The sequence below is a fragment of the Curtobacterium sp. AB451 genome (assembly GCF_050585845.1).
In the GTDB taxonomy this organism is placed as follows: Bacteria; Actinomycetota; Actinomycetes; order Actinomycetales; family Microbacteriaceae; genus Curtobacterium.
The window spans coordinates 510,178-522,143 of the sequence record NZ_JBOBQG010000001.1; the positions used below are offsets into that span (position 1 = coordinate 510,178).

Consider the following 11,966-nt stretch of genomic DNA (forward strand, 5'->3'; position numbering starts at 1 on the left):
ACATGTGTTGCGAACGTGTGAACGGTCGCGCGGTGTCAGCGCCGCGCCGGTGCCGCCGCGTGCCCGTCCCAGACGAGCACCTCGACGCCGAGGTCCTCGGCGGCCACCGAGACCCACCCGGCGAGCGCCCGTGCAGCCGGTTCGGCGACGACGAGGACGGCCCGCTCGACCCCGGGGACGGACTGCCGCAGCCAGAGCAGCTTGAACAGGTCGGCCATCACCTTGTTGCGCCAGGCGGGCTTGTAGGCACCCTGGTTCGCGACGAGCTGGACGACGACGCGGTCGTCGGCGTCGATGCCCTCGACCTCGACCCGGGCACGGTCGAGTACGACGGTGCGGGGACGGAGGACGAGCCCGAGTGCGGTCCCGGTGTCGTCGAGCATCCGCCGCTCGACGGAGTCGGGGGCGAACCGGCCCCAGTCGGAGCGGGCGTCGGAGACCTCGGTCATGTCGGCAGTGTAGGCGGCCGCTCAGACCACCGACCACCCGCCGTCGCTCGGCAGCACCGCGCCGTTCACGTTGGCCGAGTCGTCGCTGAGCAACCACGTGATCGCCGCCGCGAGCTGCTCGGGCTGCGCCACCGGCGGGATCGTCGTCTGCATGATCGGACCCACCCGCCCGGCCGCGTACTCGCTGCGCATCGGTGCCTCGATGTTCGTCGCGACGGCACCGGGCGCGACGGCGTTGGCACGGATGCCCTGCGGTCCGTGGAAGAAGGCGACGCTCTTCGTGAACCCGGCGATCGCGTGCTTCGACGCCGTGTACGCAGCACCCGCGGCCGACGCCCGGAGCGCCGCCTCGGACGCCACGTTCACGACGACGCCGCGTCCGGCGGCGATCATCAGCGGCAGGACCGCGCGGGTCAGGCGCATCGGCCCGGTCACGTTCACGCTGAACACGCGGTCCCAGGTGGCGTCGTCGACCTCGCTCGGCGGGAGGAACGCGTCCATGATGCCGGCGACGTTCGCGAGCCCGTCGACCTGGTCCCCGGCGGCTGCGAGGAGCGCGGCGATCGTCTCGGGTGCGGTGACGTCACCGACGACGGTCTCGAGATCGAGGCCGTCGAGTTCGGTGCGGAGTGCGTCGAGCCGCTCGGCGACGACGTCGGTGCCGATCACCCGCCCGCCCTCGTTCGCGATGCGCGTCGCCGTGGCGCGTCCGATGCCGGAACCCGCCCCGGTGACGATGATGGTCCTGCCGGTGAACCGTCCGGCGGTGGTGTCGGTCATGTCGTCTCCTCACTGCGAGGCGCTCGCTGCGCCACCACAGTTGTAGCACTCAGTGCCGAAAGGAATCCATGCCCTCCACGACGGACCGGCCCACCGGACGTCCACGGACCATCGACCCGGACGCGGTCTCCCTCGTGGCCCTCCGGCTCTTCGACGAGCGGGGGTTCGACGAGGTGTCGATGGACGACGTCGCGGCCGCCGCAGGGGTCAGCCGTCGGTCGTTGTTCCGGCTCTTCCCGAGCAAGGCCGCGCTCGTGTGGGGCGGCCTCGACGAGTTCGCGGTCCGGTTCACCGACGCACTCGCCGCACGGCCGGCATCGGAGTCCGCGTGGGTCGCCCTCCGCGCCGCCTACCGGGTCGGCGCCACGTTCCCGGACGAGGCCGTCGAGGTCACCCGGCACCGCCTGCGGGTGATCCGGGCGAACCCCTCGCTCGAGCGCGGTGGCGAGGCCGCGGTCAGCGCCCTCACGGGCGTAATCGAACGATTCGTGGCCGAGCGGGACGGCGGGTCGGTCGACGACCTCGCGACCCGGGTCCGGGCACACGCCCTCGCGGCGGCGGCGAGCGCCGCCCTCACCTGGTGGGCGACCGACGGCGCGGGTCGCCCCGAGGACGTCGTCGACGAAGCACTCGGGCTGTTCGGCTGACGGAGCGGTCCCGTGTCGGACGGGAGGCGCGGTGCGGGCCCGCACCGCGCCTCCCGTCCGACGATCGGCCGGCTCTCGAGCCCCACTCACGACGGCACGAGCGGTAGGGTCCGATCATGAACGTGAACGGGCCCTCGCCCTACTTCCAGTTCGACGGCACCGCGCTGCAGGCGCTCGGGCGCTGGCAGGACGTCTTCGGCGGCGAGTTGCGCATCGCCACCTTCGCCGACTTCTCGCGGGAGGACGGCCCCGCCGACGCCGTCGCCCACGGGCAGCTCACCGGCGGCGGCATCACGCTCTTCGCCGCCGACGCCCCGGCTGGCGAGGACGCGTTCTCGGCGACCGGGCTGCTGTTCTCGTTGCTCGGCGCTGCCGAACCCGACGTGCTCCGCAGCTGGTTCGACGACCTCGCCTCGGACGGCGCCGTCATCGACCCGCTGCAGGAACGACCGTGGGGCGACTGGGACGGCACCGTGCGCGACGCGTTCGGCGTCACGTGGCTCATCGGCTTCGAGGCGGGAGCGCTCGCGTGAGCGGTCTCCCCACCGTCCTGTTCGTGTGCGTGCACAACGCCGGCCGGTCCCAGATGGCCGCCGGGTACCTGCAGCACCTGGCGGGTGACCGGGTCCGGGTGTTCTCGGCCGGCAGCGAACCGGCGGACCAGGTCAACGCCGTCGCCGTCGCGGCCATGGCGGAGGAGGGCATCGACATCGCCTCGGCCGTGCCCGCCGTGCTCGAGACCGACACCGTCCGGGAGTCCGACGTCGTCATCACGATGGGCTGCGGCGACGCCTGCCCGGTGTTCCCCGGGAAGCGGTACGAGGACTGGGCGCTCGACGACCCGGCCGGGCAGCCGCTCGAGCGCGTCCGTCCGATCCGCGACGCGATCCGTGCGCGGGTCGAGGAGCTCGTCGCGAGCCTCTGAGCGGAGTGCTACCGCTCGTCGAGCGCGAGCAGTGGTGCCCAGTAGGCGTCCGGCCCGTCCGCGACCACGGCGTCCGGCTCGAAGCGGAAGCCGTAGCCGCGGACGAAGTCGAGCGCCGCTGCCTGCTCCCCCGCCGCGTCGTCGTCCGCCTCGTCGAAGAGGTACTCGCCGTGCCCCATGCGGACGCCCGAGTCGCTGATCACCGTGAGGTCCCAGCGGCCTTCCTCGGCACGTTCGATCCGCACGACGGCGGCCTGGTCAGCGGTGAAGTCAGCCATGCGGCGAGCATACGGACGCCACGTCGGTGACGTTCAGCCTAGGGTGGCGCCATGACGGCGACGGTGCGGCAGGTGCAGGTGACGTTCGACTGCGCGGATCCCGAGCGCGTGGCGCGCTTCTGGTGCGAGGTCCTCGGGTACGTGGTGCCGCCACCGCCGACCGGCTTCGACTCGTGGGACGCCTTCGACAGCGCACTGCCCCCGGAGCACCGCGGCTCGGCGTTCGCGTGCGTGGACCCGACCGGCGTCGGCCCGCGACTGTTCTTCCAGCGCGTGCCGGAGGGCAAGACGGTGAAGAACCGCGTGCACCTCGACGTCCGGGTCGGCACCGGCCTCGTCGGCGCCGAGCGGCTCGCCGCCCTCGACGCCGAGCGTGACCGACTCGTCGCGCTCGGCGCCACGCAGTTCCGTCGCATGCTCGCCGACGAGGTCAACGAGTCGTGCATCGTCATGCAGGACGTCGAGGGCAACGAGTTCTGCCTCGACTGAGGTCGCCTCGGTCCCGCAACCGGGTCGGCCCCGCAACCGCGTCGGCCCCGCAACCTGGTCGGCCCCGCAACCGGGTCGGCGAAGCCGCACCGCGTCTCCTGGACCCGTCCACGACCGCCGCGGTCCGCGCGCACGGGAACCAGTCGATCGCGGGGGTTCAACCACCTCGGGCGGTTCTCGGGGTACTCCGCCGAGGTCTACGCGGAGTCGCCCTCGCAGACCCTGCGCCGACGGGACGCGTCGAGGCCCTAGTCTGAGCGCATGTCAGTCGGTCTGCTCGCCATCGTCGACGACGTGCTCTCCGCGGCCCTCAAGGCCAGCGCCAAGACCGCTGGTGTCGTGATCGACGACGCCGCCGTGACGCCGCAGTACGTGCAGGGGCTGTCCCCCGCTCGCGAACTGCCGGTGGTGGGACGGATCGCACTCGGCAGCCTCTTCAACAAGTTCGTCATCATCATCCCGCTGGCGCTGCTGCTCACGGCGTTCGCCCCGTGGGTGCTCCCGTGGCTGCTCCTGCTCGGTGGCACCTACCTGTGCTTCGAGGGGGCCGAGAAGGTCACCGAGTGGTTCGGCGCCCACCACGAGGCCGGGTCGGACGAGACCGTCGCTGAACCCAAGCTCGTCTTCGGGGCGATCCGCACGGACCTCATCCTCAGCACGGAGATCATGCTCATCGCCCTCGCCGGGCTCGACCCGAACCTCGGGCTCTGGCCGACGCTCGGCGCGCTCATCGTCATCGGGCTCGTCATGACCGGGGCCGTCTACGGCGCGGTGGCCCTGCTCGTGAAGATCGACGACATCGGTCTGCAGATGATGAAGCACTCGGTCCGCCGGACCCGCCGGGTCGGCGCGCGGATCGTGCGGGCGATGCCGACGGTGTTCCGCGTGATCGGCGTGGTCGGCACGGTCGCGATGCTCTGGGTGGGCGGGCACCTCGTGATCGCGAACCTCGCGGAGACGTCCTGGCACGCGCCGTACGACCTGCTGCACACGATCGAGCACGGCATCGAGGCGGCCGGGCCGGTCGTCACGTGGATCGTGGACACCGCGGTGTCGGCGGTGGTCGGACTCCTGCTCGGCCTGGTCGTCGTCGCCGTCGTCCTCGGCATCGGCCGGCTGCGGGGCCGCACGCACTGAGCGCCGGCTGCGGGGCCGCGCGCACTGAGCGCCGGCTGCGGGGCCGCGCGCACTGAGCACGCGGTCCCCGACCGGCTCAGTTCCAGATGGCGACCCAGTCGATGCTGACGTGCCCGACCGCGCTGGCCGGGATCTTCCCGCCGTTCGTCGTCGTCTCCGCCTGCAGCGTCACGCGGAAGGCCGTCTTCGGCACCGCCTTCGTGGTCGAGGAGACGAGCTTGCCGTCCCAGTAGAACCGCACGATGCCCTTGTCCCACTCGGTCGTGGCCACGTGCCACCCCGTGCTGTCCGTCGGGGCGAAGGCCTCCTTGCCCGGCTCGAACCGCATGCCGAGGGGCGACCAGCTGCCGGGCACCGCCGACGCCGGGCGGGGCCGGGCGCCGAGGTCGGCCTCCGGCCAGTCGATCTCGCCCTCGTTCCAGTCGTCGCTCGAAGGCCAGAGGATCGTGGAGAACTTGTAGCCCTGCGTCTTCGTGGTCTTGTACCGGATGGACACCCGGCCGGTCGTGTGGGGCGCGTACCCGTCGGGCATGATCGCCGCGACGAGGGGCTGGCCCTTCTCGGTGTGGAGGGCGAAGTCGAGCACCCCGTCCTTGACGCTCAGGACCTTCGACGGTGCGTACTTCCCCTTGCCGGTGGTGTCCTTGAACCCGTCGTAGAGACCGATCTTCGGGTACTTCGACGCGAACTTCCCGACCGGGACGTAGCTGTCGAAGCCGGTGCGGAAGGTCTGCTTCCACGTCCGGCCGTTCGACACGACGTTCGTCTTCGGGATCGCCCGGCCGTCGGGCACGGTGGCGGTCGCCCTGGACGAGGCGGGGAGCGCTGCTGCGCCGGCCGGAGCTCCGGCGGCGAGGCTGGTGGCCGCGACGAGAGCGATCGAGAGCGCGGCGACGACGACTGACGGGGACCGCATGCGAACTGCCTCCTGTGTGGGACGGGCGTGTGGTGCGATGGCCGAGGTGCTTGTGCGTTGGAGTATCGGGCGTCAGCGTCCGGCGGTTAGCCGATTCCCGGTCTGGATGCCCCGGCACCCAGGTTCGCTGTACCCGACGTACCCGTCTACCCCTGCTCGGATCCCCCGAGCAGGGGGCACGGGACCACGCCGGACGCACGGACGGGAGGCGCGGTGCCAGCTGGCACCGCGCCTCCCGTCCGTCGACCGGTCACGCCCGACGGTCGTCAGATCTCGACGTCGCTGCCCATCGTCACGGTGCGTTCCGCCGGCAGGCCGAAGCGCGCAGCCGGATCCGCCGCGTTGTGCGCCAGCCCGACGAAGAGCTTCTTCCGCCAGCTCACCATCCCGCGGTTCCCCGGCATCGGCCGCAGGGCACCCCGCGAGATGAAGTACGACGCGTTCGCGATCTCGTCCGGATCGATCTCGAGCACCTCGGCCAGGCACGCGGCGTGCAGTGCCTTCGGCAGGTCCTGGTCGTCCGAGAACCCGAACTTGATCGTGACGTGGTCGATGCCGTCGTCCTCGTAGCCGAGGTCGTCGCGGAAGAAGGCCTTGGCGTGCGGGACGTGGGGCACGTTCGCGGTGATGACGGACACGATGACCACGGTCCGGTGCACGACGTGGTTGTGCTCGACGTTCGCCCGGAGCGCGAGCGGGGTCGTCTCCTTGTTCGGGTGCGGGAAGATCGCGACGCCCCGCACGCGCGGGATGCCCTTCGTGTTGATCTTCTCGATGAAGTCGGCGAGGGACCCCTCGCGCTCCTTGCGCTCCTCCTGCACGAGCTGCCGACCGCGGCGCCAGGTGGTCATGAGCGTGATCACCGCGAGGGCGATGAGGAGCGGGACCCACCCACCGTGCAGGATCTTCGACAGGTTGCCGGCGAGGAACGTCAGCTCGAGTCCGCCGAAGGCGATCGCGGCGACGACGAGCTTCCACGTCTTCCACTGCCAGAGCGGCTTCACCACGAGGAGCAGCAGGAGCGTGTCGACGACGAGCGCGCCGGTGACGGACACCCCGTATGCGGTGGCCAGGCTCGCCGAGGACCGGAACGCGAGCATCACGGCCAGCACCCCGATGAACAGCAGGAGGTTGACGGCCGGCAGGTAGATCTGCCCGCCCTCCTGCCGTGAGGTCTGGCGGATGGTCAGGGGCGGCAGCAGGCCGAGCTGCACGGCCTGGCGGCTCAGCGAGAACGCCCCGGAGATGACGGCCTGGCTGGCGATGACGGTCGCCATCGTCGCGAGGATCACGACGGGGATCTGCAGCGCGCTCGGGAACAGCAGGAAGAACGGGTCCTTCGCCGCCCCCGGCTGGTTCAGCACGAGCGACGCCTGGCCGAGGTAGTTCAGCACGAGCGCCGGGAACACGACGAAGAACCAGGCCCGCAGGATCGGCTTCCGACCGAAGTGGCCCATGTCGGCGTAGAGGGCCTCGGCACCGGTGATGACGAGCACGACCGCACCCATCGCGACGAACGTGATGTACGGGTGGGCGATGAGGAAGGCGATGGCCCAGGTGGGCGAGAGGCCCTGCAGGACACCCGGGTGCGCCAGGATGTGCGGGACGCCGGCAGCGGCGATGACGACGAACCAGAGCAGCATGACCGGGCCGAACAGGTTGCCGACCTTGCCGGTGCCGAACCGCTGCACCGCGAACAGCAGCACGAGGATGACCGCGGCGATCGGCACGATGAGGTGTTCCACCGAGGGGGCCGCCGTCTGCAGCCCCTCGACGGCGGAGAGCACGGACACGGCCGGGGTGATGACCGAGTCACCGTAGAAGAGCGAGACGCCGACGATCCCGATGACGAGGAAGATCGTCGCTCCCCCGCGCCGCTTGGCGTACAGCCGCCGGGCCAGCGCGGCGAGCGCCATGACCCCGCCCTCGCCGTTGTTGTCGGCGCGCATGAGCACGAGGACGTACTTGATCGACACGATGACCGTGATGCTCCAGAACATCATCGAGATCACCCCGTAGACGTCCTCCTGGTTCGCCTGCACGATGCCGCCGTCGATCGTGAACACGGTGCGCAACGCGTACAGCGGGCTCGTGCCGATGTCGCCGAAGACGACACCGAGCGCGGCCAGGGCGAGGGCGGCGATGCCCTTCGCTGGGCCGTGCGTTCCGGCGTCGTCGGTGGTCTCGGTCGTCGGGGTCTGAGAGCGGGTCTCGGTCACGCTCGTCACTTCCGTCTCCTCGCCGTCCGGCGACGGCGTCCTCGCCGTCGGGGCGACGGCCGCGGATCATCATCGCACCAGCGCGGCCCGGGCGCTCGCAGCGCGCGCACATGCGCACGCCGGCGGGACCGGATGCGCAGACCGGACGACCCTGTGCGACCCGGAATGCGGACGGACCCGGGTCACCGCACGCGTCGAGCGACGCGGTCGTAGTGTCGGGGCGACACATCGGGAGGAACGATGAACTTCGACGGCTTCGACCCCGCGGGACTGATCGTCTTCTGCGTGGCGGTGGTGCTGGTGTTCGGCGGGCTGCTGTCCACGCGACGTCGGCGCTGACGCCCGGCCGTCAGGGGCCGGTCGGCCCCTGACGCTCCAGCTCGTCCGCGACCGCTCCGGCGAACGCGTCCGCGCCGAGGTGGTCGTCGGCCGTGACGGTCACCACCGTGTCCCCGTCGAAGAGCAGCATCTGCCCGTACGCGCCGTGCAGCCGCCAGAGCCGCCCGGGGCCGTCCCACCCCGCCATCGCGTACCGCTCGTAGCCCGGCCCCGCGCCGTCGCGCTCGACCCAGTCGGTGTGCATCGCGTCGCACCAGCGGGTCCCCACGACCCGGCGGCCGTCGTGTTCGCCGCGGTCGCGGACGAGCCGCCCGATCCGAGCGAGCTCACCGGTGCGCATCGCGAGGCCCTCGCCCCCGGCGACGTGGCCGTTCGCACAGCGGGCCCAAGAGACGTCGTGGATGCCGAGCGGGTCGAACAGGCGACGGGACACGAACGTGCCGACGTCGCCGACGTGCGTCTCGAGCACCCGCATCGCCGTGTAGGTGCTGGCGTTCGCGTACTGGAACACGCGACCGCGTGACGGTCGCCCGAGGAACTCCAGCGCGAGGTCCGGCCAGTCGTGCAGCTCGGTCGGCGACCACGGCATGTCGACGCCGCTCGTCATGGTCAGCAGGTGGCGCAGGGTGACCGCGTCCGTCCCCGGGCCGTACCGGACGTCGGGGAGCGAGACCGACACCGGGGCGTCGACGTCGACCAGCCCGTCGTCGGCGGCGATCCCCGTGGCGAGGACCGCGATCCCCTTCGCGACCGAGTGCACCTCGCGCCGGACGTCGGGCGTCCAGTGGTGCTCGGCGGTGTCGTCGCCGACCAGGACGTGCAGACCGTGGGCGGCGAAGCCCGAGGCGTCGACGTGTCGGACGAGGGCGTCGAGCAGGCTGGTCGCGGTGCGCACCCGGCCATCCTCTCGCGGACGGTGCCGACGACCCACGGGAGGCACGGTGCGGGCCCGCACCGTCCCTCCAGTCCGTCCCGTCACGGCCGTCGCCCCGCACTCGCGTCGCGACCACGGCGCCCGGGAGCGGGCGGAGCACGGCCTGGTTGGCTGGTCCCGTGCCCCCTCCGGACACCGTCTCCGTCGTCGTGCCGTGTCTCGACGACGCGGACGAGCTCCGCTCGTGCCTGGAGGCGCTGGCTCGGCAGACTCGGGCACCCGACGAGGTGATCGTCGTCGACAACGGCAGCGCCGACGACAGCGTGGCCGTCGCCACCCGGTCGGGCGCGCTCGTGCTGCACGAACCCGTCCGGGCGATCGCCGCCGCGGCTGCGCGGGGGTACGACCAGGCGACGGGGACCCTGGTCGCCCGGCTCGACGCGGACTCCCGCCCGGACCCCGACTGGCTCGAGCGAGCACTCCGGCACTTCGACGACGACCTGGTCGTCGCCGTCACGGGGCCGGGCGAGTTCCGCGGGCTCGGCCGGCTGGAGCGCGCGTTCTGGCGCATCGCGTACATGCGCGCGTACTTCGCCCTGATGGGCGCGGCGCTCTGGCAGCCGCCGCTCTTCGGTTCGAACATGGTCATGCGGCGGGTCGCGTGGCTCGCGGTGCGGTCGCGCGTGCACCGCACGGACCCCCGGGTGCACGACGACGTCGACCTGTCCGTCCAGTTCGATCCGGCCTGGCGGGTGGTGCTCGACCGGTCCCTCGTGATGAGCGTGTCCGGCGGACCGGTCCGCGACCTCAGGGGGTTGGTCGTCCGGACCGGCAAGGCGCTCCGGACCCTCGCGCTCGGCGGGTTCCGGATCGTGCCGGTCGTCCGGGCGGTCCGGCGATCGTCGGCGGGTCCCCGTGCGGTGCCGGTCCGGCGTCCCGAGGTCGGGCATCCGCACGCGGACGCGCTCCGCCCGGTGCGCGGATGATCTGGGACTGAGCGGTCGTACAGGCTCGTCCGCGGGCACGATGGGTGCATGGCAACGACCGACCCACCCACGACGACCCCACGACTCAAGACCTGGGTGTTCTGGCCTGCCGCCGTCATCGTGCTCGCCTTCGTCGCGTGGACGCTCATCGCCCCGTCGTCGGCCGAAGCGGCGTTCTCGGCCCTGCAGGACGGCATCGTCCGGAACTTCAGCTGGTACTACGTGCTCATCGCCGCGTTCTTCGTCGGTTTCTCGGTCTTCGTCGGCTTCAGCCGGTTCGGCGACATCAAGCTCGGCAAAGACCAGGACGAACCCGAGTTCTCGACCGGCTCCTGGTTCGCGCTGCTGTTCGCCGCCGGCATGGGCATCGGCCTCGTGTTCTACGGGGTGTCCGAACCGCTCAGCCACTTCGCGGACCCGCGCCCGGGCGTCACCGGCGACGAGGCGTCCCTCGCCCAGCAGGCCATGACCCAGACCTTCCTGCACTGGGGCCTGCACGCCTGGGCGATCTACGTCGTCCTGGGCCTCGCCCTCGCGTACGCGATCCACCGCCGCGGCCGCCCCGTGTCGATCCGGTGGGCCCTCGAACCGCTCCTCGGCGCACGGGTGAAGGGCGGATGGGGCAACCTCATCGACGTCATCGCACTGGTCGGCACCCTGTTCGGCGTCGCGACGTCGCTCGGGCTCGGCGTGATCCAGATCGGTGCCGGACTCGAGAGCGCCGGGATCGCCGAGAGCAGCACGGTCAGCCAGATCGCCATCATCGCCGTGATCACCGCCCTCACGATCGTCTCCCTCGTCACCGGCGTGACGAAGGGGATGAAGATCCTGTCGAACTTCAACCTCCTGCTCGCGGCGGCGCTGCTGCTCTTCATCCTCATCGTGGGCCCGACGCAGTACCTCCTGCGCGACTTCGTCCAGTCGATCGGCGCGTACCTGCAGAACCTCGTCGGGCTCTCGTTCACGGTGAGCGCGCAGCAGGGCGCTGCCGGTGAGGCGTGGCAGGCGGCCTGGACCACGTTCTACTGGGGCTGGTGGATGTCCTGGGCACCGTTCGTGGGCATCTTCATCGCCCGCATCTCGAAGGGCCGCACCGTGCGGCAGTTCGTCTTCGGTGTCCTGCTCGTGCCGACCGCGCTGACGATGCTGTGGTTCGCCGTGCTCGGTGGCGCGGCCATCCACCAGCAGATGAACGGCGGCGGTCTGATCGGGGCCGACGGGTCGGTCGACGTCGAGGGGTCGCTCTTCACCCTGCTCAGCGACCTGCCCGCAGGCACCGTCCTGACCTTCGGCGCGATCCTGCTCATCGGCGTGTTCTTCGTGACCTCGTCGGACTCGGGATCGCTCGTGATGGCGATGATCGCGTCCGGCGGTGACATCGAGCCGAAGAACTGGCTCCGGGTCTTCTTCGCCGGCGTCTCGGCACTGCTCGCCGTCGCCCTGCTGCTGACCGGAGGGCTCAACGCCCTGAAGACGGCCGCGATCACCACGGCGCTGCCGTTCAGCATCGTCCTCCTGCTCACCTGCTGGTCCACGGTCATCGCCTTCACCCGCGAACGACGCGCGTACGACCGCGCCGAACGGGCGCTCCTGCTCGAACGCGTGGGCGAGTACTACGGCCTCGAGGTCGACGGCCCCGCCGACCGCGGCGTCTACACCGGGATCGGCAGACCGTGGCAGGCGCTGCGCCACCGGCTGCGCCCCGCTCGCTCGTCCGAGGAACGCGGGCGGTCCGATCGCCAGGCCCGTCCGGACGTCGCGATCGAGCCGGATCCGCCGATCCACACCGAGGCGGTCTCCCCGGACCCGGCGCTCGATCCCCGCCTCGACGTCGCGACCGCGCGCGGCGACGAGGACGCGACCGGCGGTCGCTGACGCGACCACGGGCGGACGGGAGGCGCGGTGCCAGCTGGCACCGCGCCTCCCG

13 protein-coding genes are annotated in these 11,966 nt (G+C 71.6%); 7 read left to right on the forward strand and 6 right to left on the reverse strand.

Annotated features, from left to right (window positions below; all coding sequences use genetic code 11):
* Positions 1–35: 35 nt before the first annotated feature.
* Together ACQXVK_RS02320 and ACQXVK_RS02325 are read right to left on the reverse strand one after the other, a co-directional pair.
* Positions 36–449, reverse strand: a complete 414-nt coding sequence (locus ACQXVK_RS02320) for a hypothetical protein (RefSeq protein WP_430852538.1) — start codon at positions 447–449, stop codon at positions 36–38.
* Between the two features lie 21 nt (positions 450–470).
* On the reverse strand, positions 471–1,229 hold the full coding sequence (locus tag ACQXVK_RS02325; protein ID WP_416393642.1) for an SDR family NAD(P)-dependent oxidoreductase: 759 nt from the start codon (positions 1,227–1,229) through the stop codon (positions 471–473).
* A gap of 68 nt (positions 1,230–1,297) precedes the next feature.
* Between ACQXVK_RS02325 and ACQXVK_RS02330 the strand changes: the two genes are divergently transcribed.
* The 3 genes from ACQXVK_RS02330 (at position 1,298) to ACQXVK_RS02340 (ending at position 2,801) form a co-directional block, all read left to right on the forward strand.
* Positions 1,298–1,876, forward strand: a complete 579-nt coding sequence (locus ACQXVK_RS02330) for a TetR family transcriptional regulator (RefSeq protein ID WP_430852539.1) — start codon at positions 1,298–1,300, stop codon at positions 1,874–1,876.
* A 116-nt stretch (positions 1,877–1,992) separates the two neighbouring features.
* Entirely contained in the window at positions 1,993–2,409 is a 417-nt protein-coding gene (locus tag ACQXVK_RS02335; RefSeq protein WP_022907956.1) for a hypothetical protein, read from the forward strand.
* On the forward strand, positions 2,406–2,801 hold the full coding sequence (locus tag ACQXVK_RS02340) for an arsenate reductase ArsC (RefSeq protein ID WP_402264879.1): 396 nt from the start codon (positions 2,406–2,408) through the stop codon (positions 2,799–2,801). Before ACQXVK_RS02335 ends, ACQXVK_RS02340 begins: the two co-directional genes overlap by 4 nt.
* A gap of 8 nt (positions 2,802–2,809) precedes the next feature.
* Here ACQXVK_RS02340 and ACQXVK_RS02345 read toward each other — a convergent pair whose 3' ends face one another.
* Positions 2,810–3,079, reverse strand: coding sequence for a hypothetical protein (locus tag ACQXVK_RS02345; protein WP_022907953.1), 270 nt, complete (start codon positions 3,077–3,079; stop codon positions 2,810–2,812).
* A 51-nt stretch (positions 3,080–3,130) separates the two neighbouring features.
* On the opposite strand from ACQXVK_RS02345, the gene ACQXVK_RS02350 reads away from it, so the two are divergent.
* Together ACQXVK_RS02350 and ACQXVK_RS02355 are read left to right on the forward strand one after the other, a co-directional pair.
* Complete coding sequence (locus ACQXVK_RS02350) at positions 3,131–3,568, forward strand: VOC family protein (protein ID WP_430852540.1); 438 nt, start codon at positions 3,131–3,133, stop codon at positions 3,566–3,568.
* Between the two features lie 261 nt (positions 3,569–3,829).
* Positions 3,830–4,705 (forward strand): DUF808 family protein, encoded by an 876-nt coding sequence (locus ACQXVK_RS02355; protein ID WP_430852541.1) that lies wholly within the window; start codon positions 3,830–3,832, stop codon positions 4,703–4,705.
* A gap of 76 nt (positions 4,706–4,781) precedes the next feature.
* Here ACQXVK_RS02355 and ACQXVK_RS02360 read toward each other — a convergent pair whose 3' ends face one another.
* The 3 genes from ACQXVK_RS02360 to ACQXVK_RS02370 all read right to left on the reverse strand — a co-directional run bounded on the left by ACQXVK_RS02360 (position 4,782) and on the right by ACQXVK_RS02370 (position 9,074).
* On the reverse strand, positions 4,782–5,621 hold the full coding sequence (locus tag ACQXVK_RS02360) for a glycoside hydrolase family 16 protein (RefSeq protein ID WP_402264891.1): 840 nt from the start codon (positions 5,619–5,621) through the stop codon (positions 4,782–4,784).
* A 266-nt stretch (positions 5,622–5,887) separates the two neighbouring features.
* Positions 5,888–7,849: a potassium transporter Kup gene (locus tag ACQXVK_RS02365; RefSeq protein WP_430852542.1), complete on the reverse strand. Its 1,962-nt coding sequence runs from the start codon at positions 7,847–7,849 to the stop codon at positions 5,888–5,890.
* A gap of 340 nt (positions 7,850–8,189) precedes the next feature.
* A complete protein-coding gene (locus ACQXVK_RS02370; RefSeq protein ID WP_430852543.1) occupies positions 8,190–9,074 on the reverse strand; it encodes a serine hydrolase domain-containing protein in 885 nt (294 codons plus the stop codon).
* Between the two features lie 158 nt (positions 9,075–9,232).
* Between ACQXVK_RS02370 and ACQXVK_RS02375 the strand changes: the two genes are divergently transcribed.
* Together ACQXVK_RS02375 and ACQXVK_RS02380 are read left to right on the forward strand one after the other, a co-directional pair.
* Positions 9,233–10,039, forward strand: coding sequence for a glycosyltransferase family 2 protein (locus ACQXVK_RS02375; RefSeq protein ID WP_416393656.1), 807 nt, complete (start codon positions 9,233–9,235; stop codon positions 10,037–10,039).
* A gap of 48 nt (positions 10,040–10,087) precedes the next feature.
* Positions 10,088–11,914: a BCCT family transporter gene (locus ACQXVK_RS02380; RefSeq protein WP_430852544.1), complete on the forward strand. Its 1,827-nt coding sequence runs from the start codon at positions 10,088–10,090 to the stop codon at positions 11,912–11,914.
* Positions 11,915–11,966 lie beyond the last annotated feature (52 nt).